The following is a 24,209-nucleotide window of genomic DNA, read 5'->3' on the forward strand; positions in this document are numbered from 1 at the left end:
AGAGTCGTGTCGCGGTTGAGAATTTTGAGGAGTGGCGACAAGCGCGCCGATGTCGGCGAAAGCCGAATAGAACACCGCCGCGGTTAGGCGGGTATAGCTCGCAACGTTCGGGCAGCAGCGTTGCCGGATCTGACTAATACACCCACTTCTCGGACTACGACCGACGACCTCTCATGCGGAACCATATGTCCGGCGCCCGGTTCATCGATGAGTAGTGCGCCGTCGATACTCTCAGCGATCCGCCGGCCATGGCGAGCCGGCGTGAGATGGTCGTTCGCACCCGTGAGCACGACGGTCGGGATCGAGTCGAAGTACGGCAAAACGTGGTCCCGCTCATGCAGCAGCAGCGCTTTGCCGAGGTCGGCGACGACTCCCGGATCGGCCAGGCGCATCTGTTCGATCGTGTCTTCCAAATGAGATCGTGACGCCTTCCCGCCATACAGGCCAAAGCGCATCCCCAGCCGGGTGAGCGAAGTGGATCTCATCATTTTCGGTCGGTTCAAGCGCAGAACCCACGGGGACGCCGCGATGAATCCCGGCACATATTTGACCGGTGCCCAGATCTTCCCCGACGACGTGCACGCGAAGACCGCGCCAACGACTCGCTCGGCAAGTAGCCGAGGCCAGTTTTCGGCCAACGCCATCAGGGTCATACCTCCTAGTGAGTGCCCGACCAGCACCAGGTCGCCGCTCGGCGCACATACCTCGATCACACTCTTGAGGTCGGCCGCGAGTCGCGGCAGCGTCGCGCTGCCTGCCGGGCCACTGGTCGACAGTCCATGTCCGCGCGCGTCGTAGGTCACCGTCCGGATGTCATCACCCAGATCTCGGTGCAGACCTGCGACGACGTCATCCCACAGTCGGCCAGCCAGGGTCCAGCCGTGTGTGAATACGACCGTGGTCGGAGCGAACGATGAGCCGAAGACCTCAACGCTCAGCTCCGCCGAGTCATCGGTTCGGACTATCTGCCGACTCACGCAGCGACCGATCGCTTGCGGGAACGCTTGATTTCATCGACGACGTCGCTGGGCAGCGAACGCGACATGATCAGAATGCGGGTACTTACCCGACCCTTGATGAATCCGGCTTCGTAGCAAAAGCGCAGCAATGGCTCTCCGGCAAAGACAGCACGCTTACGATATTCCGGGCTCAGTTGACTTTCGATGAGACCGCGCATCATTCCGATCCCAGTGGATCGATATACCTTCGGCGTCACTAGCGCCGGAAGGACGCCGAATACCATCACCGCGAATGCGCCACGGTGTATCGCGTTGTACACCTTGCCGTGCGCTTCCATTGACCGCACCATTTCTTCGCGGGCGTAGGTAATATGACGGGCCTCTTCGAGCACGTGGATCTTCATCAGCTGGCGGAAATGCGGCTGAATCGACTCATCGGCACTGGCTTCGCGCTGCAGTCGATCGAGTACCTCCTCGATCAGGAGTGTTCCCGCATATGACGCCGGCCCCAGTGGCACGAGACCAACCAGCCGCACAAGTTTCAGCAACGACTTCGGATAGGTATACGGTTCCAGGCCCGTCTTGTTGACCAACCGACTGAACATCGTCGAGTGTCGAGTCTCTTCGCCGACCTCTGCCAGCGCATAGCGGCAGTGATCATCGACCAAGTCGGGATTCTCCAGCACCGCCCGCATCAACATCATCGACAGGCCGACCTCCGCGTAGAGGCCAAAGCTGAGGATCGCAACAGCTTCGTGGCGACCTAATTCGTCGCGCTCGTCCTCACTCATCGCGTCCCACGTCTTGGTGCCGTACATGGTTTGGCGATGCGGCGGCAGCCAGCGCTTGTCATCTGCGAGGGGCTGGTCCCAATCGATGTCCAATTCGGGGTTGTAAGCGCGTTCAGCGGTAGAACGCAGCAAACGCTGTGCCGTCTTCTGCCGATCGCCAACCATCCGCCCTTTGGTCGCCGATGCACCGGCCATGTTCACGACCTCGGGTGTCGCCTCAACTGTCATGATTCCTCCTACTCGCGGTATCACATACTTGAGATACCATTGTGTCCTGGCTCACTCTGGGTGTCAATAGGTTCGACGTGGTGTTTACGTCAGTCGACGACTGTGCGCGGCATCGATGCGGGGTGCGGCAAGATCCGGCCCAACCGAAGAATCGCGCGCTCGGTAACCGAGCCGAATATTCCTTGCTCGATGCCGAACCGAACAAACGAGTCGGTCATCGCACGCGCCCTCATTCGGAACTGATCATCTTTTCGCGCCATTCGCAGACCGTCGCGCGGCGAGATGCCCACCGATCTATAGACCCCACCGTTGAGCAAAATCGGATAAAGCCGCGCCGCGAGGACTGCCAGTACGTGACGGCCAATCAGAACGGAAAGCGCGCTCGAGTCGGCGAGCGCGGCGCGAAACTCCATTCGAGAAAACTCGATGTGGCGCTCGTCAGATATCTCGTGGATACGCATCGTCTGCCGAACGTGAGGCTGCAGCGAAGGATCCGACGCCAGCGCGACAGCGAAGCTGTGGATAGCCTCCTGAACCAGCAAGATCATTCCGGCGGTTATGAACCCGGACGGCATGAATAGAATCGTCTTCGATAGCGCCCACGCCCCTGCGCCACCCCGATTGTTTGGGAGGTCCGCCTTGTTCACCAGTCGGGAAAACATCGCACTATTACGCGTCTCCTCCTGAATCGCTTTGAGTGAGTAACGCGTGTAGTCGTCCATCAGATTCGGGTTCTCGGCGACATTGCGGAACATCAGCATCGTCAGCGCTCCCTCGGCGAGAATGCCGAAGTTGAGAAAATTGACCAGCTCGTGTCGCCCCAGCTCCCGCCGCTGAATCGCACTCATCCGTTCCCACGCGGTGGTGCCATAAAGTGACGCTAGCCGCGGCGGTAACCAGTCGAGATCGACGTCGGCCGGTGCCGACCAGTCGACATCGAGATCGCCGTCATAGGTCTCATTGGCCGACGACAGCAGCAACCGCTGGGCCGTGTATCGACGCTCTGCGATGTGGCTCCGGTATTCGACCGGTCCACCGTCGACAGTGAGCGGGATGTCCCCGCTGAAATCCTCATTGTTATCCAATGACCTGCTCCTCTTCTTTGTTGTAAGCGGGGCCTGCCGCTGTTTCACTGCCGGAAAGTCGCTCAACGTCCAATCGCACTCCCATCGCCCTCAATCTGGGAATCAACGCATCGCCCAGCGCCACAGCGGGAGTCAATACACCCCCGAACGTCGAGAGCCGTTCTCCGTCGAGGGCGAGCGCGAGGCCGACCTGCGCGAGAATCACCGCCGTCGCGGCATATCCGGGATCACCCGTCATCGCGAATGTTGCTCGATAGCGCGCGCCGGTGGTGGTGCGCGTGTAGGTCTCGAAGGTGAAGTGGCCCTTTGCCCTACTCTTCGCATTCGGGCCACTGCCCGACGCCGGCAGGATTGCATCTGTTACCAGTTCAGGGACGTACTTGATCAGGCCGGCGAGAGGCATCATCGAAAGACCGCCCGCCATTATCGAAGCGGGGAGAAGTGACAGCGGCCCTCCCGGAACAGCCATTACCTCGGAATATTTGAATCGTCGCCCATAGGACCAGTCCGTCAGGGTGTTACTGCGTCGGACCACTCGGGTGTTATGCGGACCCATGAAGAAGCCACCCGCCCAGCCCCGCAAACCATCGTCGATGGTTCGCAGCGCGACAAGCCGCCCATCGGGCTGGCGGCCGAGTTCGGGTTCCTCATTCCGGCGGTCGCTGTGCGTATACGGATCTTGCGCGTGCCGACGCGCGACGGGATCCGCGGCCATCGCGCGCCCATGCGCGAGTCCCGACGCCGCGGTCCCGCCACTGAAACCACCTCGCACACGCCGTACCACCATCGTGGTTTCGGTTAGACTGCCCTCATGGTCTGCACGCGCGGCATCGCGAAGCAGCCAGACCAGCAGGTCTGATGGCACCGAGTCGAATCCGCTGCTATGCACGATCCGCGCTCCACTCCGGTTGGCATCCGAACCGAAAGTCAGAATGCTTTCCCGGACGAAGAGCGGCTCCCCGGTCAGGTCGGCATAGTCCGTTCCCGCCTGCGCGCATGCGCGCACAACCTCGAGCCCATAGTGCGTATAGGGCCCGACAGTGCTGACTACGACTTTCGCCGCCTCGGCCATTGCCGCGGTGGTGTGCGGTCGCTCGACATCCACGATCAACGTCTCAACCGCGGTGCCATTCGCAGCGCATCGCCGAGCAGCCACGTCGAGTTTGACCTGGTTACGCCCGGCAAGCGCGATCCTCATTCCCGCCGGCGCCACTGCGGCAAGCTCGTCGGCGGTGAGCCCGCCGACGAATCCCGTCGCTCCGAATAGCACCAGGTCGAACCTCCTGCTGTCACCCGCAGACGAACTTTGTGAAGCTGTTGCCATCTGACATCCCTGTCCAATCGGTCCTCAATCAAGTGATCTAGACCACTAAAGTGTGCGGTACTTAAGGTACCGTATACTTAGATTCCAGGGAAGGGAACTGAATCAATCAGGATGGCTACCGGGACTTCCGCAAGCCGCCAGCCAACTACAAGCCAGAGAGCAGGGTCAGGATGCCAACTCACGAGGCCCCCCGTTTCCACGACGACCCCCACGAAGAGTCCGATTACATCGGGCTCGCGACGATAATCGTGCGAGGCACCGAGATCAAAGTTGAAATCGAAATGCGCGGCTATCGTGAACCGATCGACGGCATCTTTCGCTGGATCGGTCGAGCCAAACCGAACGACGAACTGACCGAGATCGTCGGGGACCTGCAACGGATGCCCGCAACGATCCGCACGCCATATGGTTCACGCGAGGCATTCGTCGGCGATGTCGATTTCTGGGGCCGCTACCGGATCATCGGGAAGAGCACCCCACCGTTTAACGTCGTGACCGAACTTGCCGATATGTAAAAGCCGCGGACGTAGTGGGATTACGCCCCGCCGGGGCGGGCGCGGCTCAAGAAGCGGCGCCCGCCCCGATCGCGTAGTCGTAGAACCCGCGGCCTGACTTCTTACCCGTCCGGCCAGCCTCGACCATCCGAAGCAACAGCGGCGGTGGCGCGAACAGCGGTTCCTTGTACTCCTCGTACAACTTGTCCGCGATAGCTTTCACGGTGTCCAGGCCCACCATGTCACTGAGTTTGAGTGGTCCCATCGGATGGGCGCAGCCGAGGACCATCGCGCGATCGATGTCGTCAACCGTTGCGAGACCACCTTCGACCATCCGGATGGCGGATAACAGATACGGGACAAGGAGCGCGTTGACCACGAACCCGGAGCGATCGACGCAGCGCACAACCTGCTTGCCGAGCACATCCTGAGCGAAAGACTCTGCCCGACAATATGTTTCGTCGTCGGTATCAAGTGTGGTGACCAGTTCCACCAGCGGTAGCACCGGGACGGGGTTGAAGAAGTGCATACCGATCACGCGGCCCGGGTTAGTCGTCGCCATCGCGATTTTCATGATCGGAATCGACGACGTATTCGACGCGAGCACGGCGTCGGGATCGGTGACGATCGAGTCCAACCGGCCGAAGACCTCGGTCTTGATCGTCTCGTCCTCGATGATTGCCTCGATCACCAATTGACGATCGGCGAACTCCCCCAGTTCGCAGGTGAATCGCACACGGTCGACCGCTTGATCCCGTTCGCGGCCAGTCAGTTTGCCGCTGGATACGCCACGGTCGAGCGATTTGAGGATCCGGGCGCGGCCGGCGTCGAGCAATTGGGCGTTCGACTCGAAGACCAGCACGTCAACCGAAGCACGCGCGCATACCTCGGCGATACCCGCACCCATCTGTCCGGCCCCGACGATACCGACTCGAGTAGCACTCGAAACCATACGAAAATCCTTACACACCAACAGAATTGGCGAGAAACCGAGAGAAAGGGTAACCCCCGTGGGGGAACGCCCAAAACCAATTACCTACAAGTCGGGCGGCCCGCAACGAAAGTCACGAGCCGCCCAACTAAATCGCTAAAGACGCCGAGAGGGAGTCATTCCTAGTGGAACTGGCCCTCTTCGGTTGAGCCCTTCAGCGCTGCGGTCGACGTGTTGGGGTCAACCGTGGTGGCGATCCGGTCGAAGTAACCGGCGCCAACCTCACGCTGGTGCTTGGTCGCGGTGTAACCGCGCTCCTCGGCAGCGAACTCGCGCTCCTGCAGATCGACGTAGGCCGACATCTGGTTACGGGCGTAGCCGTAAGCCAGGTCGAACATCGAGTAGTTGAGGGCGTGGAAGCCGGCCAGGGTGATGAACTGGAACTTGAAGCCCATCGCGCCGAGCTCGTTCTGGAACTTGGCGATGGTGTCGTCGTCCAGGTGCTGCTTCCAGTTGAAGGAAGGCGAGCAGTTGTAGGCCAGCAGCTGGTCGGGGAATTCCGACTTGACGGCCTCGGCGAACTTCTTGGCGACCTCGAGATCGGGCTTGCCGGTCTCCATCCAGATCAGGTCAGCGTAGGGAGCGTAAGCCTTCGCACGGGCGATGCAGGGCTCGATACCCTTCTGCACGTTGTAGAAGCCTTCGCTGGTGCGCTCACCGGTGACGAACGGCTTGTCGCGCTCGTCGACGTCGGAGGTGATCAGGGTTGCGGCCTCGGCATCGGTACGCGCGATGACAACAGTGGGGGTACCGGCGACGTCGGCGGCCAGGCGAGCCGAGGTCAGGGTGCGGACATGCTGCTGGGTGGGGATGAGCACCTTGCCACCGAGGTGGCCGCACTTCTTCTCCGAGGCGAGCTGATCTTCCCAGTGGGTACCGGCGGCACCTGCGGCGATCATGGCCTTCTGCAGTTCGTAAACATTGAGTGCGCCACCGAAGCCGGCTTCACCGTCGGCAACGATCGGGACCAGCCAGTTGTCGACGGACTTGTCACCCTCGGTGGCAGCGATCTCGTCGGCGCGCAGCAGTGCGTTGTTGATGCGGCGAACCACGGCCGGAACCGAGTTGGCCGGGTACAGCGACTGGTCGGGGTAGGTGTGGCCGGACAGGTTGGCGTCACCGGCGACCTGCCAACCCGAGAGGTAGATGGCCTTCAGGCCGGCGCGAACCTGCTGAACGGCCATGTTGCCGGTCAGCGCACCGAGAGCGTTGATGTAGGAGTCGTCACCCTTGGTGACACCCTCCCAGAGGATTTCCGCGCCGCGGCGAGCGAGGGTGTTCTCCTCGACGACCGAACCCTGGAGATCGGCGACCTGCTGTGCGGTGTAATCGCGGGTGATGCCCTTCCAGCGCGGGTTGGTGTCCCAATCCTGCTGGATTTCGGCGGCGGTGCGTGGCTTACCGACGTTGCTCATTAGCTACTTCGCTTTCTTCTACTGCGACCGGTTTGGAGTCGCTGTCGTCAAGGCTGTCGTCAAGGCGAGAGAATCTTGCAAAACCTTCGGCGCCTCTAGGCGGTGCCTGCAATGAGGATGCCACAGAACAAATACCCAGGTCCAACCCCTTTCGACTGTAAAATGGGGTTAGCTTTTCGCGCGACTTTGCAAAGTTTGCGAAACTGGTCGTGTGAATCTTTCAGCGACGCCGCTAAAAAGTACGCGCGTACTGGGATTTTGGCGGCCGGAACCGAAACCACGGACGCCGACCACTCCCCCTAGACGGGCTGGCGTGGCCTCGGCCAGACTCTCGCGCAGTGAACAATTTCACACCCGCCCGCGCTATCTCGTCGCATCCCCAGCCGCCGAAAGGGCCTTACCGAATAGGCCGACGAAATCGTCGTCAGATATCGGCGCACGCGAACTGACAGCAGGTCTGGCGAAATCACTCGCCTCGCCCACCGACGTCAACTGCACCGTGACCGGAGCTACATCGGGTGCATCGAAGGTGAAACGGCCGGTTGCATATCCGGCGAGACTGACCGAAGTCGAGACCGAGCCGTCACCCAACCGCGTGCTGACGGTGCTGCGCACCACGAAGATGTCGATGACACGCAGCGAACCGATGCGGCCGGCATATCCGGCAGTCGACGATGCCAGTTCAGGCGGATCGAGCCGGACATGGTCGGTGGTGATGACCGCGCCCTTCATCGACCCACCCGTCACCGACGTCGTAGTACGCGCACAATCGCGGGTACTGGTGCGAATATCGGCGCCGACATCGCGAGGGACCGTCGATACCAATTCGGTGAGCCCCGCCGACAGGCTTCGAGCCCCGAGTACCGCCGAATTCGCCGGGGTAAGCGCCTTGTTGAACTGGGCGTCGGCGACTAGGCGGCACTGTTGCGGACTGATCGCCGTGTCGGCCGACAGGGTCAATTGTTGCGCGTTGGCCGCTGTGAGATCGTCGATGGTCAACGACTCCGAGGTGAATCCGGTCGGTAGAGCGGCCGGCGAAAGCAACATATCCGCCGGCACCGGACGTCCGATCTCGGTTTCCCCGCCGCAGCCGACTAAAACCGCGGTCCCGATCAGCAGTCCCCCAAGTGCCGTCAGCAGGCGATACGGTTGGCTCACGGCCCAACCGTACCGTGGGCGCTTCGGAGAAACGGTGGTAGCGCGGTGAGTAAGACCTACGTCGGCTCGCGACTTCGACAGTTGCGGTCCGAACGCGGTATGTCGCAAGTTTCGCTTGCGCAGACCCTTGGCATCTCGCCGTCATATCTGAACCAGATCGAACACGATGCCCGGCCACTGACATCGACGGTGTTGTCGAGGATCACCGAGATATTCGGGATCGAGGCCAGCTTCTTCGATTCGCAGGACAATGTGCGGCTGGTCGCCGAACTCCGCGAGGCGATGCTCGACGAGGATGTGGAAGCCGCGGCTGCCGCTACCGACCCGCAGGCGGTCACCGATATGGTCGCCACCAATCCCGCGATGGCGCAGGCGATGGTCAATCTGCACCGTCGCTATCGGGTGGTCACCGATCAGTTGGCCGCCGCGACCGACGAACGTGGCGATCGAAGTATGCGCGGCAGTATCAGCGCGCCGCACGAAGAGGTGCGTGACTATTTTTATCAGCGCCGCAACTACATTCACGACCTCGACGTCGCGGCCGAGGAACTCTCCACCCGCATCCGGATGCATTCGGGCGATGTTCGTCAGGCCATCGTCGACCGCTTGCAACGTGTGCACGGGGTATCCCTCAACCGCCGAGTCGATCTGGGCGATTATGTTCTGCACCAATTCGATCCGAACGCGCGTCGCCTCGACATCTCGGCCGCACTATCGGCCGGGCAGCGCACCTTCAAGGTCGCCGCCGAGTTGGCTTACCTCGAATTCGGCGACCTGATGAATGATCTCGTAGCCGAGGGAAACTTCACCTCCGACGACGCCCGGTCGCTCGCTCTGCTGGGGCTGGCCAACTATTTCGCCGCGGCCACCATCCTGCCGTACAGCCAATTCCACGGCGCCGCAGAGGATTTCCGCTACGACATCGAGCGACTCTCCGCGTTCTACGCAGTGTCATATGAAACGATCTGCCACCGACTCTCTACCTTGCAGCGACCCAATCTGCGCGGCATACCCTGGTCGTTCGTCCGGGTTGACCGCGCGGGAAACATGTCAAAGAGACAGTCCGCCACCGGATTTCACTTCTCGTCCAGTGGTGGCACCTGCCCGCTGTGGAATGTCTACGAGACATTCGGATCACCGGGGAAGATCCTCACCCAGATCGCGCAGATGCCTGACGGCCGAAACTACTTCTGGGTGGCACGCACCGTCGAACGTCGCGCCACCCGATTCGGCCAAGCGGGCAAAACCTTCGCCATCGGACTCGGGTGCGAACTGCGCCATGCCGCGCGCGTCATTTACTCCGATGGCCTGGAAATCGGCCCGCAGGCGCGGGTGACGTTGATCGGTGCCGGTTGCCGTGTCTGCGAACGCACCAACTGTCCGCAGCGCGCATTCCCCGCCCTCGGTGCCAAACTCGACATCAACGAGCATCGGAGCAGCGTCTCGCCGTACTGACCTCCGACTGCTCAGTTGGCGACGTAGGTCTGCAACATCGCTGCGGCTCCCTCGATCACCACATCGAAGTCGCGATCGGGATTGGCCAGGTAGGCGAGGGTGAGACCGTCGGTCACCACGATGACCAGTGGTGCCAGTTCTTCGCATCGCAAGGTCCACCTCACACCGACGATGTCGGCCGCGATGGAAAGCAGCCGCGCGGCCAATTCGTAATAGCCGTCGTAGAGTCGTCGTGCCAGATGGTCGATGCCATCGGTGCGCTGCGCGTAGAGGGCCAGCGACACCAGTGCGCGTTCAGTTCCCGGGTCCGCTGCCAGCGCCGCGAGATAGGTTCGCAACCCGGTCCGCACGACATCGCCAATCGACATGGGGCCGGGCGCCGATGCTTCCAATTCACTGACCAGCGCTTCGAACGAGCTAATCTCGGCTTCGATGCCCGCCTCGACGACCGCCGCGAGCAGCCCGTCGCGGGATCCGAAACTGTAGAACAGGCCCGACTGCCCGACTCCGGCGGCCGCGGCGATACGACGCGTCGTCGCGGCCTCGACTCCGTCGCTGGCGATGATGCCCAACGTCGCGTCGATGACCGCCCGACGTCGACTGCCAGTCGTCTGGCCTTCAGAGGTCATTGTCTTAGCTTATCGACTGCCAAAATCACCCAAATTGGTCACCTGAACTGACCATTCAGTATTTCGCCGGTATCGGCTACCGTGACTCCATGAGCACCCCACGGATCACCCCGGGCGGCCTGCGCGAACTCGGTCCCTTCAACTGGATCTTCGCACGCGGCGCATCGCTGGCAACCGGAGTCGACGACGCACACATATTTTCCACACTCGGTCGGGCCAAGGGCTTGTTTCGCGGCTGGCTGTATTACTCGGCGCGAATGATGCCCTTCGGCAAGCTATCCCGCAAAGACACCGAGATGATCATCATCCGCGTCGCGCATCTGCGCCAATGCGACTATGAAATGGACCATCACAAGCGCCTCGGTGCCCGAGCGGGCATCACGGGCAGTGTCTATGAAAATGTCATCGCCGGGCCAGATGCCGGGTGGGGTGATCGCGAACGGTCCCTGTTGACCGCCGCCGACGAGTTGGTCACGAAGCGTGACATCTCCGATGCCAACTGGGACGCGTTGCGTCGCCATCTCACCGAACCGCAGCAGATCGCCTTTGTTCTACTTGTCGGACAATACGATTCGCTTGCGACCACGTTGGGCACCTTACGAATCGAACGTGACAGTAAGCGCTGACGATGACCTCCATCGCCCAGCGCGTGATGCAAAGCAATGCGTTTTCGACTATCTATCAGGACCTTTGGCGGCCGACGTTCACTCGCCTCTTCAGTCTGGGCGGCCGGGCAACAGCGGATTTCGACCGAGCGTTGAGGACATACCTGGCCCGGCCGGGTGACCGGAAGGTTCTCGACGTCGCCTGTGGTCCGGGCAATTACACGGCCGAAATGGGCGCCGGATTGACCCGGGCCGGCCGGTGTGTCGGTATCGACTTCTCACCGGCGATGCTGTCGACGGCGGTTCGCACCAACTCGGCCGAACGCGTGGCCTACCTTCGGGCGGATGGCCACGCAATTCCATTCGCCGACAACACGTTCGACACGGTTACCTGCCTTGCCGCCCTGTATCTGATTCCCGATCCGCTGCCGGTCATCGACGAGTTGGTTCGGGTGTGCAGACCGGGCGGCGAAGTCGTCATCTTCACCTCGGTGCACACCGAGGTGACACGGCTGCCCGGCGTCGCGACGGTGGCCGCGGTAGGCGGATACCGCATGTTCGAGCCGTGGGAGATCACCGGACGCCTGCACGACGCCGGTGTGACCGACGTCGAGCAGACGATAATCGGATTGGGGCAGTACGTGATTGGGCGTAAGCCCTAGAACCGGGTTACGCGTCGATGAGGAGAACGTCGATCTGGTTGATCGCACTGCTCGCGCCTTCGACGACGCCCATGTCGAGTACCTTTTGCAGCCCTTCGGCGGTCTCGTAGGTGCTCGTGTACACCGCACGCGTCTTTCCGTCGACGACGCTGAACGCATAGTCGTTGCGCGACACAGGCATATCTGGCACCGGGTTGAAGTCCTCGTCGGCGAAGCCATCGTCGAAGGAGAGACTGGTTGGCTCGTCGACGGCGATGATCTGCCACCACCCCGGGTACTTGTCACCCTCTGGACTGGTCATGAAGTAGGTGACCCGCCCACCCGGCCGCAGTTCGTGGTCGACGACGGTTGCCGGATAGGTTGGAGGGCCCCAGATCTTCTCCAACTGTCGCGGATCCGCGTAGATTCCCCAGACTCGCTCAACCGAGGCGGCGAACTCCGCCGTGATGGTCAGCGTCAGGTTGTCGGTGTCGGTTTTCACGTCGATAACAGGCATGGTGATCAATCCTTCTGTGGTAGTTGAGCTTTCGGAATTCAATCGGTTGACTCTCGGACATCGGCGGCAAGTAGATCGTCGATTCGCGCGATCCGACCTCGCCACACGGCTTCGATTTCGTCGAGCATCGATGCCACTGACCGAACCGCTTCCACGTCGCCGCTGGCCAATTGCTCACGGCCACTGCGCCGCTTGGTGAGCAGCCCAGCCTTCTCCAGGACAGCGACATGTTTCTGCACGGCGGCGAAGCTCATGTCATAGGGCTCCGCCAGTGCACTGACCGAATGCTCTCCCGCCAGCACGCGTCGCAAGATATCGCGCCTGGTGCGATCGGCGAGAGCATGGAACATCGCGTCAGCTCTGTCCTCGTCAGCCTCGGTCACCACACGATCATACAACCAATCGGTTGTATGTTGTCAAACGTGCTAATTTAAAGTAAGAAATTGCTCTAAATAGAGAGGCGATACCATCAATGGACTCAACTGAACTCCCGTACGCCGAGCGAACACCGGCGGATATGCCTGGCCACTGGCTGCTGGCCCGGCTCGGCAAGCGCGTACTGCGTCCCGGCGGAGCCGAACTCTCCGAACGCATGCTGAACGATCTACCCATCACCGGTGCCGACGTACTGGAAATCGCCCCCGGACTCGGCCGGACGGCAACCGAAATCCTCGGTCGCGATCCCGGCAGTTATGTCGGAGTCGAATCCGACGATGCGGCAGTCGCACTCACCAAGTCGATCATCGGCGACGCCGGCGAGGTCGTGGAGGCGGACGCATCGGCCACCGGACTTCCCGACGCCTCGGTCGACATCGCCATCGGTGAGGCGATGCTGACTATGCAATCCGCTCGAGGCAAGGGCACCATCGTGGCCGAGGCGCATCGAGTACTGCGCGACGGCGGCCACTACGCGGTACACGAGCTCGCAATTCACCCCGACACCCTGCCGGCCGAAGACAAGACCGAATTGCAGCGCGCACTCGCCCGATCGATCAAGGTCAACGCTCGCCCACTGACCGAAACCGAGTGGCGTGAACTGTTCACCGCGAACGGTTTTGAGGTCACGCAGGTGCGCTTCGCCCCGATGGCACTGCTACAACCGCGCCGCATCATCGCCGACGAAGGCATCGGCGGAGCACTGCGCTTCATCGGCAATGTCATCCGCGACGGCGAGTCGCGCGCCCGCGTCCTGCAGATGCGATCAACGTTCCGCAAGTACCGCGCCAACTTGGCCGCCATCGAGTTGGTGGTTCGCAAGCGGCCACAATCGGAGGAGTAGTTCGGTGGCCCCCCGTACCACCGGTGTCGTCGAATGGACCGAACTGGGCGACCTGGACGCGGTCGCCGACGGCCCCCGATCCGATCGCCCCCTGGTCAAGGTCGAGGCGCGCATCGACGGCGCCACCGTCATCCGGATCGCCTTCACCGGGGGCCAGCGTATGCCCGATCACCAAGCGGCACAGCCGATTCTCATCGTGGGACAACACGGTAAAGTCGAGGTGACCATTGCCGGGACGGCCATCACGGTGACTGCCGGTCGCGCCGTGCACATCGCGGCGAATGTGCGCCACGAGTTGTTCGCGCAGGAGGCCGCAGCGGTCACGTTGCTCGTCCTCAACTCCACGGAGGCGTAGGGGCCGTACCGGGACATAACGAAGGGAAGCAGATGTCGACATCCGATCCGCGCGGTGCGGCGCTGCAAATCCTGCGCGCCGCAGGCGCACCGCTCGACGCAGGCGGCGTCGCGGACAGGCTGGGCGTCCACGTCACCACTGCCCGCTTTCATCTGAACAACCTGATCAACACCGGCGAGGCCACCACGACACAGCTGCCGTCGGCTTCGGTCGGCCGCCCCCGTCTTGGCTACGTAGCAGTCGCCACGGCACCGACCGGCGAATTGCTTAGCCTGCTCCTGGGGCGGCTCGGCGCAACGGCCGGAGCCCGTGAACAGCGCGCGGCCGAGGCCGGCCAGCTGTGGGCGGCCCGGCACCCGGCACCACCACCGCCGACTCCGGTCCCCGATCCGGTGACGGTTGTCGCCGACGCGCTGGCCGGGCTCGGATTCCAGGTGCGGTCGACAACCAGCGCGTTCGGTTCCCATGAACTGCAGATCTGCTCATGTCCACTGAAAGAACTCGGTGCCGATCATCCCGAGATAGCCCACGGTGTCGCACGCGGGGTTATCGAAGAAGCACTTTCCTCGGCCTCAGCCACCCTCGGGTCGCAATACGCGGTGACCGTGCGCCCCGATCCGGCCGGCGGCAACTGCGAGATCACTGTGCGCCTGGCCGAGTATGCCAGGAGTGATTCAACCCACCCCGCTACGCACTGACTAAGGGTTGCCTTTCATAATTAAAATGAGTAGCGTCCTTTTTATTACACCGGCTTCCTGCGGTGTATCCACCCGAAGGGACGTCCGACTATGACTCATCCACTCACCGCCATCCGCCGCGGCATACTCCTGTTCTGCGCGCTCGTCATCGCCGTCGCAGGCACCGCGCTGATCACCACACCCGCACAGGCGAAGTCCTTCCCGGCCAATTTCAAGGTGACCGCAGCCAACCCATCACTCGGCGACCTCAACGACATCGTCGAATTCCTGGTGGAGACACCCGCGTCCGATCAAGCCAAGGCGGCGAATGTCGAAGGCGGGATGAACTCGGTCGTGGTGCCGCGCACGGTGTATCAACTCGGCCTCTTCCGCGCCCCGCGCGGGTGGAATGAAGTCACCGGCCCCCTCGTCCAAAAGGGCAACTCCGTCACCGCGACGCTGAACAGCGGCTCGGCCGGCCGGCCGACCATCAGGATGACCATCGAATTCAAGCGACTCGACGGCAACTGGAAGCTCGCGGCCAGCTCGCTATGCCGGGGCGTCAAGACGGTCGGCCTCAATATCTACTGCAACAGCTAGCGACTGTTTGTGATCGATATCGTCAACCTGCACAAGGATTTTCGTGCCGGGACAGGCAGAGCGTCCGGAGTCAGTGCACTGCACGACGTCTCGCTCCGCCTGCCCGGCGGTGAATTGACCTATCTGCTCGGGCTCAACGGCGCGGGTAAGTCGACGCTGCTGCGCTGCATCTGCGGCCTGTCCGCTCCGACAAGTGGTCAGGTGACATTCCGCGGCCATGCGGTGACAACACTCCCCGACCGCGCGCGCCAGATCGGAATACATTTGGGCGCCAATCGGTTTCCCGCAGGGCACACAGCGCGGCGTTACCTTCGCTGGCGGGCCGCAGCCGCGGGCGTCCCGCGCCGCCGCGTCGATGATGTCTTAGACACCGTCAGCATGACCGGATCTGCCGATCGCAAACTCAGTGGCTTTTCGCTGGGCATGAGTCAGCGGATCGGCATCGCCGCGGCGTTACTCGCCGATCCGCCGGTACTACTGTTCGACGAACCGCTCAACGGCCTCGACATCGCCGGAATCCATTGGATGCGAACACTTCTCACCGACTTGGCGACGCAGGGTCGCGCGGTGGTCGTCGCATCACATCTACTCGACGAGGTTGCCCGCACGGCTGATCGGATCATCCTGCTCGATGAGGGCACGGTTGCCGCCGATGCCACACTCGCCGACTTCGTCGGTTCCGCGGCGGATCTCGAAGACGCCTACCTGGCACGTACGCGAACGGTAGCCGCGTGAGGTTTCGACGCGACGTGGGGAATCGCCTCATCGATGCGGTCCACGCCGAAGCGATCCGCACTGGCGGAGGTCGCAGCATTGTGTGGCTGATCGGCGTGCCGCTGGCGATCGCGACGTCGGTGGCGGTCACCCTGGCGGTCGCCATCGTGAGTGAACGGTTCGCGACCATCGGCGCCAATAGCGCCGATACGGCAACTATCCAAGTGACGTCGGTCGGCACCACGAACTCGGTGTACTGGGTGATCACATTCGCGGTGACCATCGGCGCGATCATCGCGACCTACGCGCAAGCCACCGCGTCTCGCGACACCTCGATGGATATCGAACGATTCTCGTCTCCAGATTCGGTGACCCCGCCCATCGCGCGATGGCTCTACTACGGCTCCATCATGGCCGTGGTGTCGGCCGCACTGGTCGTCGTGACGATGCTGGTCCTTCCGGCCGCATTTCCCCAGGTCTACGGCGGTGTCGACCTCGCATCGGCCAGCGGGGCGCGGTTCGTCTGGACTGTTCCGCTCTATGCTTTCGGTGCGTGCGGATTCGGTATCGGCATTGCCGCGTTGATTCGGAATCCGGCCGGTTCGGTCGCGCTTCTCCTGGGTTGGATGTACGTGGTCGAGACAGCGATCAGCTTGGCCCCCAATGGCTATGACATGCAGGGCTATATGCCGTTCCTCAACGCCGTATATGCCACCGGTCAAGAACTGGCGTTTACCGCACCGTGGTCGAAGACCAGTGGACTGGCCTACTTCCTGGCCGTTTCGGCGGCGGTCTTCAGTGTCGGTCTTATCCGGATCCGACGGGGCCGTCACTAGCCTCAAGTAGCCATCGGCGGCGGCGCAGATGGAGAATCATTCCCGTGTACACCGACGTTGGCCAGCGAATCTGGACATACCTGCGTCGCTCCCCGCTGACTTTCTGCTGGCTTGCCATCCTGCTCGCCACCACGATCGTCCAGCACCTCCTCTCGCCCGGTGCTCTCGATACGGTGCTCGCCAACCGCTCGACCAATATCGACCATCTGACGTCGAATCCATTTCGAGTCATCGTTCTCAGTCTGTTCTGGCTCGACGGCGGCGGAGGCGCGGCCTATTGGCTGCCCTACGCAGTCGCATTCGCGATCTTTCTCGCCCCGGCCGAACGATGGCTGGGCTGGCGGCGTTGGCTGGCCATCGGTTTCGCTGGCCACATTCTCGCCACCCTCCTCAGCGAGGGGACGCTGGCCCTCGCGATCGCGCACGATGTCGCCGACGACTCCATGCGCAACACCCAGGATGTCGGCGTCAGCTATTTCCTCGCCGCGATTATCGCGGTGCTGACCTTCCGCATCGCTCGACCGTGGCGGTGGGGCTATCTCGCCGGAGTTGTAGCGTGCTACGGCGTACCGTTGTTGATTTCGCCGACTTTCACTGCGCTAGGCCACTTTTCATCGGTGCTGATCGGACTGGCGTGCTACCCACTCGCACGGAGCAAGATGGCCGACCAATGGAATCCAATGGCAAGGTGGAGAGGCTCATCACCAAGGCCTTGACCGATGACATCACCGTGCTAGGTTAGCCATGTCGCGATGACACCCGGACGAGCGCACCGTACCCGGCCAGCGAAAAGACGGTGCAGGAGTTCTGTTATGGCTTGGATTATTCTCGTCATCTCCGGTGTGCTGGAAGCAGTTTGGGCAACCGCACTCGGTAAATCTGATGGCTTCACTCGACTCGCTCCGTCCATCATCTTCGGCGTCGCACTCGTGGCGTCGATGGCCGGGCTCGCCTACGCGATGCGCACCCTGCCTACTGGCACTGCCTACGCGGTGTGGGTTGGTATCGGTGCCGCACTTACGGTCACCTATGCGATGGTCACCGGCGACGAGTCAGCGTCGTGGCTGAAGATCGTATTCATTCTCGGCATCGTTGGGTGTGTGGTCGGACTCAAAGCGCTGCACTAAATCTCACAGCCGACGGTAATCCCGCACCGACATCCGGGGCCCCCGGCGTTCCGGCCGCGGCCCAACCAGCTCGATCAGTCGGATCACCCGATTACGCTGTCCGGCAAAGGGTTCCAGCAATTCCAACATACGCGCATCGTCGATGCGTTCACCGATGAGCGCGTTCCCGACAACATTCGGTATGTGGTAGTCCCCGACGGACACCGCATCGGGATCGCCGAGGGCTCTGGACCGCGTTTCCGCTTCGGTCCACGCGCCGACGCCGCGCAGCACGGTGAGCCGATCAGCATGCCGTTCCACATCAATCGTCGCCGCGCCACGAATGGTCCGCATGCGAACCGGCTCCGCGCCGCTCCGATGCCATTCCCAGCTGGGGATGTCGAGCCACGCCGCGCGGGTCGGCGGCACCCAGAGATTGTCGATCCCCGGTGCCGGTTGACCGAATTTGCGCACCAGATGCCGCCACGCACGCCACGCTTCGGCACCGACCACTTTCTGCTCGAGAATCGCGGGAACCAAAGCCTCCCAAACACGTTCGGTCCGCCCAAGCCGAAAGCCCACCGCACGCCGCACCAGCTCATCGACGATCGGATTGCCGGGCTTCAGTTCACCCGGTTCGTCTTGTGCGCCAAGAAAATCCGGCAACTGCTCCAGCAACCAGTCGGCACCCGGTCCCCATGCCGTCGCTGACACCACACCGCGGGTCGCCGTAATACGCACCGCGCCAGCACCATCCGGTGTAGAACTGGCCCGACAGACCGCCCCGCCGGCATCGAACCGAAAGGCCGGATCACCGCTACCACGACGATGGACGCCGACCGTGGCCGCGATATTCAGCGGCCACGGCGGCGTCCAGTCTCGGATCTTCGGAGTCAGAGTGACTACAGGTTGATCATATGCCCGATGGCACCGTGGAAGGTTTCCTGCAGCGCCTCCGACATCGTCGGGTGGGTATGTACGTTGCGCGCCAGCTCATTTGCGGTGAGGTCCCATTTTTGGGCGAGGGTCAGCTCGGGCAACATCTCGGACACGTTGTCGCCCACGAGGTGTCCGCCGATAAGCTCGTTATTCTCGCCGTAGGTGATGAGCTTGACAAAGCCCGACGTCTCGGCGAGCCCCTGCGCCTTGCCATTCGCGGAGAACGGGAAGGTCGACACCTTGACGTCGTACCCCTCGGCCTTCGCCTGCTCCTCGGTGAGCCCGAAGGAGGCAACCTGGGGCTGACAGAAGGTCGCCCGCGGCATCATCCGGTAGTCGCCCAGTGTCATCGTCTCGGCACCGGAGATGGTCTCCGCTGCGACGACGCCCTGCGCCTCGGCAACATGCGCCAGCTGCAGTTTGGCGGTGACGTCGCCGATGGCGTAGATGCCGTCGATATTGGTACGCATGTAATCATCGATCGCGATCGCGCCACGCTCGGTCAGCGCGACGCCCGTCGTCTCCAAGCCGAACCCGTCGACGCGGGGAGCGAAACCTACCGACATGAGGACCTTGTCGACGGTGATCTCACCCGGCTGATCCTTCGCGTCGGCGTAGGTGACGGTGACCGACGACCCGTTGTCGGTGACGGTCTGCACCTTGGTAGAGGTCAGCACCTTCACGCCGAGCTTCTTGTACTGCTTGGCGATCTCCTTGGAAATGTCCTTGTCCTCGTTGGGCAGTACCCGGTCGAGGAACTCGATGATGGTGACGTCAACACCGTAGTTGGCCAGCACGTAGCCGAACTCCATGCCGATGGCGCCCGCGCCGACGATGACGATCGATGACGGCAGCTCGCGGGTCAGGATCTGGGTCTCGTAGGTCACGACATTGTCGGACAGTTCCACACCGGGCAGCAGTTTGACGGTGGAGCCGGTATCGATGATGACGTTGTCGAAGGTGATCTCTCGGTCGGAGGCATCAGAGGCGGCTCCGCCGCGAACCACTATCGTCTTGGCATCGCGGAATACGCCATACCCGTCGATTTCGGTGATCTTGTTCTTCTTCATCAGGAAGTGGACACCCTTGACGATGCCGTCGGAGACCTTCCGGCTGCGGTCGAAGGCGGCTCCGAAATCGAAGCTCACATCCCCCGACATGCCGAAGGTGGCTGCCTGATGATTGAAGATATGCGCCAGTTCGGCGTTGCGCAGCAACGCCTTTGACGGAATACAGCCGACGTTGAGACAGACACCTCCCCAGTACTTCTCTTCGATGACTGCGGTTTTCTGACCCAGCTGGGCCGCCCGGATCGCGGCAACGTACCCACCTGGACCTGCACCAAGGACAACTGTTTCGAAGTGTTCTGACACGATCGCCAGCCTAGTCCGCGCGCGCGAGCGGTGCAGCGGGCCTCCCATACCCGCCGGTAACCGAGCTATCGCCACACCCTATCAAACACTGTTTCAATCACTGATTGGAATATGGTTTGATGTGGGTATGACCCAGACCACAGCCAGTACTCGCGATCGGCTCCTCGACTGCGCCGAGTCGCTATTGGCGATGGCACCATACGAATCGGTCTCGGTCCGGTCAATCTGCGCGAGCGCTGACGCCAACGTCGCAGCCGTCCACTACCACTTCGGCACCAAAGAAGATCTCGTCGCGGCCCTGCTGAACGAGCGACTCGCCCCGCACTGGGCTCAGCCGCTCGACGCCCTGTCGGACAGCGCCGACGTCGCCGACGTCGTCGATGCCATCCTCACCCCGTTCCTGCGGGTACACGCCGATCCGCTCGGCCGGCTGCATCTGCGCCTGCTCGCCAGAGTCGTCGACGACGCCAACCAGTCCAGTTGGCACGGTCGATGGTTCTCCCTGGATACCTGGAGTGCACTGCTTCCTCATATCGACCGCCCCCTCGCCCGGCGCCGGTGGGCGCTGGCTTTCGACCTCATCATGCGAACTTTCAGCCGTACCGATACGCCGCTGCCCGACGATGCCGTCACCGCGCTCCGCGAATTCGTCATCGCCGGTCTCGGCGCACCCTAGCGATCTCCCCCAGCCACCGGAGCCCCGATGACACCTCGCACACCGTTACCCGACCCGTTCGCGCCCGCCGACCTCGGCCCGATCACCCTGCGCAACCGATTGATCAAATGCGCAACCTTCGAGGGCATGACGCCGGACGCGGTAGTCACCGACGAGTTGGTCGAATTCCATCGCGAGGTCGCGGCAGGAGGTGTCGGCATGAGCACCGTGGCCTACTGTGCGATCGCGCCCGAAGGGCGTACCGATCGGCACCAGATCTGGATGCGGCCCGAGGAGGCGGCCGGTCTGGCGCGATTGACCGAGGCGATTCACGACGAGGGAGCCAAGGCAGCTGCTCAACTCGGACACGCAGGCGCCGTTGCCAATTCAGCGTCGAACCACCGTAAGGCATTGGGGCCCAGCCGAATACCCGCCCCGATGGGAATGTCGTTGACGCACAAGGTGACACCGACCGAGATAAGGGAATTGACCAGGACCTTCGCGAAAGCCGCACGGATCGCCGTAGATTCCGGTTTCGATGGTCTCGAAATCCATTGCGGTCATAACTATTTGCTCAGCAGCTTCTTCTCGCCGCTCCTCAATCGACGTCGCGACGCCTACGGCGGTTCGCTCGTCAATCGGGCGCGCTTCGCACGGGAGGTACTCGAGGCGGTGCGCGCCGAGGTCGGCAGCGAAGTGGCGATCTGGGCCAAACTCGGCCTGTACGACGGTGCGCCAGGCGGACTTCAGATCGACGAGGCGTGTCAGATCGCTCAGCTCCTCGAAGGCGACGGCCATCTCGACGCCATCGAACCGACTGCCGGCAGTTCACTGCTCAACCCAATGTATTTGTTCCACGGTCGGGCTCCGCGCAAGGAGTTCGCCGCCGCATTCTCCGGAGCACTCAAGGCCGGACTCAAGGTGGCCGGACCGGTATTCCTCAAGCACTACCCGTACCGCGACGCCTATCTGCTTCCGCTGGCCAGACAACTACGACAAGCTGTCGACCTGCCGCTGATCCTGCTCGGCGGCATCACCGATCGAGCGACCATCGATATGGCACTAAGCGACGGCTTCGACTTCGTCGCGATGGGCCGCGCACTACTACGCGAACCGGACCTGCCGCATCTACTCGCCGTCGACCCCACCGCACACTCCAAATGCACGCATTGCAATCTATGTATGCCAACCATCTACAGCAAGACGCGCTGTCCGATCCGCACCGGCGAGGTCTCCGATCCGTTGGCATCGGCGTAATTTCATCGCACCGCTCGGTATGCCGAACGACTAACCTCGATCAGGTGACTGACACAGACAATGATCCGTACCTCTGGCTCGAAGACGTTACCGGCGACGAAGCGCTCGCCTGGGTTCGCGCGCATAACGAGCCGACCGTCGATGCTCTGACCGGATCAGCCCGCTTCTCCGAACTCCAAGATCAGACGCTTGCGATCCTCGACTCAGACGACCGAATTCCCTACGCGGCTCGGCGCGGCGCGTATCTTTACAACTTCTGGCGTGATGCCGAGAACCCCAAAGGTCTCTGGCGACGAACGACTTTGGAGTCATACGAGACCGACGCTCCGCACTGGGATGTCATCATCGACGTCGACGAGCTTGGTCGTACCGAGGACGAGAATTGGGTCTGGCACGGCGGCACCGTATTGCGGTCGACGCTGACACCCGGCGAAAATCCCGACGAACAATACCGACACGCACTGGTCTCCCTGTCTCGCGGCGGCGCAGACGCAACCGTGATCCGCGAGTTCGACTTGGTCACCAGGACCTGGGTCGACCCAGCGGACGGCGGATATGCCTTGCCGGAGAACAAGTCTCGCGTCAGTTGGATCGACGCCGACACAATCTACGTCGGCACCGATTTCGGTGAACAGCCCGACGGCACGAGTTCGCTGACCGACTCCGGGTACCCCCGGATCGTCAAGCAATGGGTACGCGGCACACCGCTGGCTGATGCTCCGATCGTATTCATCGGAGAGACCACCGATGTCGCCGCCAATGCGAGTTTCGACGATACTCCCGGATATGAGCGCCACTTCGCCTCCCGCGCAACAGATTTCTACAATTCCGAGTTGTACGAGATCCGTGGCAACGAGAAGATTCTCGTCGACGTACCGACCGACGCGGCTGCTTCCATTCGCCTGAATTGGCTATTCGTGCTCGCCCGGTCGCCATGGGAACTCGCCGATATCACCTATCCGACCGGCACCCTGCTGGTATTCGACTACGCCGAATTCCTCGACGGAAAGCGCGACGGCACAGTACTTTTCACCCCTGACGCGCATACGAGCCTTGCCGACTTCTCGTTCACTCGTTCGCATCTGATCCTCACCACGCTGCACGACGTACGGACGCAACTCGAGATTCGCACACTCGGCGACTGGCGGCCGGTGGAGTTGGCCGGCGTACCTGACCTCGCAACCGTGTCGGTGCTCGGTGTCGATCCCGACGTGAGCGATGAGATCTTCTTGAACGCAAGCACTTTTACGCTACCCTCGACGCTGCTTCACGGCGACACCTCGGCAGGTTCGATCACACCGCTTAAGCAGGCGCCCGCCCAATACGACGCCTCCGGCGTCACCGTCGACCAGCGCTTCGCAACCTCGGCCGACGGCACGTCGGTGCCCTATTTCGTCGTGCGCCGAGGGGACATCGAATCCGGTCCAACACTGCTCTACGGCTACGGCGGCTTCGAAAATGCCTTGGTACCGGGCTATTCGGCGGTATCGGGTCGTAGCTGGGTTCAGCGCGGCGGAACGTACGTGATCGCGAACATCCGCGGCGGCGGCGAATACGGCCCCGAGTGGCACACTCAAGCAGTGAAAGCCGGGCGGCATAAGGTCTACGAGGACTTCGCGGCGGTGGCCTCAGAACTCGTCCGCGATGGCGTAACGACGGTGGAACAGCTTGGTGCACAAGGCGGTTCGAATGGCGGGCTACTGATGGGCGTGATGTTGACGCGCTATCCCGAGTTGTTCGGCGCACTAGTATGTCAGGTGCCACTGATCGACATGCGGCGCTATCACAAGCTACTCGCTGGCGCGTCGTGGATGGCTGAGTACGGCGACCCCGACAACCCCGAGGAATGGGAGTTCATCCGGCCATTCTCGCCGTATCAAAACATCTCCGCCGACGCCGAGTACCCGGAGATCTTGGTGACCACCTCCACCCGAGACGACCGGGTCCACCCGGGCCATGCCCGCAAACTCGTCGCACGCCTCGAGGAGACCGGCCACCGGCCGCACTACTACGAAAATATCGAAGGCGGGCACGGCGGGGCGGCCGACAATAAGCAGTCCGCCTTCATGTCTGCATTGGCCTACGAATTTCTTTGGGAGACTTTGACATCTACCAAATAGACCTGG

At 62.2% G+C, this 24,209-nt stretch carries 27 protein-coding genes and 1 riboswitch; of the genes, 15 read left to right on the plus strand and 12 right to left on the minus strand.

Annotated features, from left to right (window positions below):
* Positions 1-83 precede the first annotated feature (83 nt).
* From AAFP29_RS06255 to AAFP29_RS06270, 4 genes are all read right to left on the minus strand, one after another.
* Positions 84-977 (minus strand): alpha/beta fold hydrolase, encoded by an 894-nt coding sequence (locus AAFP29_RS06255; protein ID WP_419216490.1) that lies wholly within the window; start codon positions 975-977, stop codon positions 84-86.
* A complete protein-coding gene (locus AAFP29_RS06260) occupies positions 974-1,978 on the minus strand; it encodes an AurF N-oxygenase family protein (RefSeq protein WP_419216491.1) in 1,005 nt (334 codons plus the stop codon). Before AAFP29_RS06260 ends, AAFP29_RS06255 begins: the two co-directional genes overlap by 4 nt.
* Before the next feature lie 89 nt (positions 1,979-2,067).
* On the minus strand, positions 2,068-3,063 hold the full coding sequence (locus AAFP29_RS06265) for a diiron oxygenase (protein ID WP_419216492.1): 996 nt from the start codon (positions 3,061-3,063) through the stop codon (positions 2,068-2,070).
* The gene (locus tag AAFP29_RS06270) at positions 3,056-4,387 is read right to left on the minus strand and encodes a saccharopine dehydrogenase family protein (protein ID WP_419216493.1); all 1,332 of its coding nucleotides are present in this window, start codon (positions 4,385-4,387) and stop codon (positions 3,056-3,058) included. The genes AAFP29_RS06265 and AAFP29_RS06270 overlap by 8 nt, the downstream gene beginning before the upstream one ends.
* A gap of 170 nt (positions 4,388-4,557) precedes the next feature.
* On the opposite strand from AAFP29_RS06270, the gene AAFP29_RS06275 reads away from it, so the two are divergent.
* The gene (locus AAFP29_RS06275; RefSeq protein WP_419216494.1) at positions 4,558-4,902 is read left to right on the plus strand and encodes a DUF4873 domain-containing protein; all 345 of its coding nucleotides are present in this window, start codon (positions 4,558-4,560) and stop codon (positions 4,900-4,902) included.
* Positions 4,903-4,948: 46 nt separating this feature from the next.
* Here the strand turns inward: AAFP29_RS06275 and AAFP29_RS06280 are convergent, their stop codons facing one another.
* From AAFP29_RS06280 to AAFP29_RS06290, 3 genes are all read right to left on the minus strand, one after another.
* Entirely contained in the window at positions 4,949-5,833 is an 885-nt protein-coding gene (locus AAFP29_RS06280; RefSeq protein WP_419216495.1) for a 3-hydroxybutyryl-CoA dehydrogenase, read from the minus strand.
* Between the two features lie 161 nt (positions 5,834-5,994).
* The gene (aceA, locus tag AAFP29_RS06285) at positions 5,995-7,287 is read right to left on the minus strand and encodes an isocitrate lyase (RefSeq protein ID WP_419216496.1); all 1,293 of its coding nucleotides are present in this window, start codon (positions 7,285-7,287) and stop codon (positions 5,995-5,997) included.
* Between the two features lie 363 nt (positions 7,288-7,650).
* Positions 7,651-8,445, minus strand: a complete 795-nt coding sequence (locus AAFP29_RS06290) for a hypothetical protein (protein ID WP_419216497.1) — start codon at positions 8,443-8,445, stop codon at positions 7,651-7,653.
* A 45-nt stretch (positions 8,446-8,490) separates the two neighbouring features.
* Here AAFP29_RS06290 and ramB point away from each other — a divergent pair, with 45 nt between their 5' ends.
* On the plus strand, positions 8,491-9,900 hold the full coding sequence (gene ramB / locus AAFP29_RS06295) for an acetate metabolism transcriptional regulator RamB (protein ID WP_419216498.1): 1,410 nt from the start codon (positions 8,491-8,493) through the stop codon (positions 9,898-9,900).
* 11 nt (positions 9,901-9,911) lie between these two features.
* Here ramB and AAFP29_RS06300 read toward each other — a convergent pair whose 3' ends face one another.
* Complete coding sequence (locus AAFP29_RS06300; RefSeq protein ID WP_419216499.1) at positions 9,912-10,529, minus strand: TetR/AcrR family transcriptional regulator; 618 nt, start codon at positions 10,527-10,529, stop codon at positions 9,912-9,914.
* A gap of 89 nt (positions 10,530-10,618) precedes the next feature.
* Here AAFP29_RS06300 and AAFP29_RS06305 point away from each other — a divergent pair, with 89 nt between their 5' ends.
* Positions 10,619-11,155, plus strand: a complete 537-nt coding sequence (locus AAFP29_RS06305; protein WP_419216500.1) for a carboxymuconolactone decarboxylase family protein — start codon at positions 10,619-10,621, stop codon at positions 11,153-11,155.
* 2 nt (positions 11,156-11,157) lie between these two features.
* Complete coding sequence (locus tag AAFP29_RS06310) at positions 11,158-11,796, plus strand: class I SAM-dependent methyltransferase (protein WP_419216501.1); 639 nt, start codon at positions 11,158-11,160, stop codon at positions 11,794-11,796.
* A 7-nt stretch (positions 11,797-11,803) separates the two neighbouring features.
* On the opposite strand, the gene AAFP29_RS06315 is transcribed toward AAFP29_RS06310, so the two are convergent.
* Both AAFP29_RS06315 and AAFP29_RS06320 read right to left on the minus strand, forming a co-directional pair.
* Entirely contained in the window at positions 11,804-12,292 is a 489-nt protein-coding gene (locus AAFP29_RS06315) for an SRPBCC family protein (protein ID WP_419216502.1), read from the minus strand.
* Positions 12,293-12,330: 38 nt separating this feature from the next.
* Positions 12,331-12,675, minus strand: a complete 345-nt coding sequence (locus AAFP29_RS06320) for an ArsR/SmtB family transcription factor (RefSeq protein ID WP_419216503.1) — start codon at positions 12,673-12,675, stop codon at positions 12,331-12,333.
* 89 nt (positions 12,676-12,764) lie between these two features.
* Here AAFP29_RS06320 and AAFP29_RS06325 point away from each other — a divergent pair, with 89 nt between their 5' ends.
* The 8 genes from AAFP29_RS06325 (at position 12,765) to AAFP29_RS06360 (ending at position 17,880) form a co-directional block, all read left to right on the plus strand.
* Complete coding sequence (locus tag AAFP29_RS06325; RefSeq protein ID WP_419216505.1) at positions 12,765-13,571, plus strand: methyltransferase domain-containing protein; 807 nt, start codon at positions 12,765-12,767, stop codon at positions 13,569-13,571.
* 4 nt (positions 13,572-13,575) lie between these two features.
* Positions 13,576-13,926, plus strand: coding sequence for an XRE family transcriptional regulator (locus AAFP29_RS06330; RefSeq protein WP_419216506.1), 351 nt, complete (start codon positions 13,576-13,578; stop codon positions 13,924-13,926).
* Positions 13,927-13,958: 32 nt separating this feature from the next.
* A complete protein-coding gene (locus AAFP29_RS06335) occupies positions 13,959-14,624 on the plus strand; it encodes a transcriptional regulator (RefSeq protein ID WP_419216507.1) in 666 nt (221 codons plus the stop codon).
* A 90-nt stretch (positions 14,625-14,714) separates the two neighbouring features.
* Positions 14,715-15,203 carry a hypothetical protein gene (locus AAFP29_RS06340; protein WP_419216508.1) on the plus strand — a complete coding sequence of 163 codons (489 nt, stop codon included), beginning with the start codon at positions 14,715-14,717 and terminating at the stop codon, positions 15,201-15,203.
* A gap of 9 nt (positions 15,204-15,212) precedes the next feature.
* The gene (locus AAFP29_RS06345; RefSeq protein WP_419216509.1) at positions 15,213-15,938 is read left to right on the plus strand and encodes an ABC transporter ATP-binding protein; all 726 of its coding nucleotides are present in this window, start codon (positions 15,213-15,215) and stop codon (positions 15,936-15,938) included.
* 14 nt (positions 15,939-15,952) lie between these two features.
* Positions 15,953-16,753: an ABC transporter permease gene (locus AAFP29_RS06350; RefSeq protein ID WP_419216510.1), complete on the plus strand. Its 801-nt coding sequence runs from the start codon at positions 15,953-15,955 to the stop codon at positions 16,751-16,753.
* Positions 16,754-16,797: 44 nt separating this feature from the next.
* Positions 16,798-17,469 carry a rhomboid-like protein gene (locus tag AAFP29_RS06355; protein WP_419216511.1) on the plus strand — a complete coding sequence of 224 codons (672 nt, stop codon included), beginning with the start codon at positions 16,798-16,800 and terminating at the stop codon, positions 17,467-17,469.
* 20 nt (positions 17,470-17,489) lie between these two features.
* Positions 17,490-17,556: riboswitch (guanidine-III (ykkC-III) riboswitch) on the plus strand.
* A gap of 9 nt (positions 17,557-17,565) precedes the next feature.
* Positions 17,566-17,880 carry a DMT family transporter gene (locus AAFP29_RS06360; RefSeq protein WP_419216512.1) on the plus strand — a complete coding sequence of 105 codons (315 nt, stop codon included), beginning with the start codon at positions 17,566-17,568 and terminating at the stop codon, positions 17,878-17,880.
* 3 nt (positions 17,881-17,883) lie between these two features.
* Here the strand turns inward: AAFP29_RS06360 and AAFP29_RS06365 are convergent, their stop codons facing one another.
* Both AAFP29_RS06365 and lpdA read right to left on the minus strand, forming a co-directional pair.
* Positions 17,884-18,756, minus strand: coding sequence for a DNA-3-methyladenine glycosylase family protein (locus AAFP29_RS06365; protein ID WP_419217221.1), 873 nt, complete (start codon positions 18,754-18,756; stop codon positions 17,884-17,886).
* Between the two features lie 5 nt (positions 18,757-18,761).
* Entirely contained in the window at positions 18,762-20,171 is a 1,410-nt protein-coding gene (lpdA, locus tag AAFP29_RS06370; RefSeq protein WP_419216513.1) for a dihydrolipoyl dehydrogenase, read from the minus strand.
* Between the two features lie 127 nt (positions 20,172-20,298).
* On the opposite strand from lpdA, the gene AAFP29_RS06375 reads away from it, so the two are divergent.
* The 3 genes from AAFP29_RS06375 to AAFP29_RS06385 are packed head-to-tail and all read left to right on the plus strand — an operon-like array spanning position 20,299 to position 24,203.
* Positions 20,299-20,847, plus strand: a complete 549-nt coding sequence (locus tag AAFP29_RS06375; protein ID WP_419216514.1) for a TetR/AcrR family transcriptional regulator — start codon at positions 20,299-20,301, stop codon at positions 20,845-20,847.
* A 27-nt stretch (positions 20,848-20,874) separates the two neighbouring features.
* Entirely contained in the window at positions 20,875-22,083 is a 1,209-nt protein-coding gene (locus AAFP29_RS06380) for an NADH:flavin oxidoreductase (RefSeq protein ID WP_419216515.1), read from the plus strand.
* Positions 22,084-22,127: 44 nt separating this feature from the next.
* Complete coding sequence (locus AAFP29_RS06385) at positions 22,128-24,203, plus strand: prolyl oligopeptidase family serine peptidase (RefSeq protein ID WP_419216517.1); 2,076 nt, start codon at positions 22,128-22,130, stop codon at positions 24,201-24,203.
* The last annotated feature ends 6 nt before the right edge of the window (positions 24,204-24,209 follow it).

Source organism: Gordonia sp. CPCC 205333 (assembly GCF_048537885.1).
Classification (GTDB): Bacteria; Actinomycetota; Actinomycetes; order Mycobacteriales; family Mycobacteriaceae; genus Gordonia.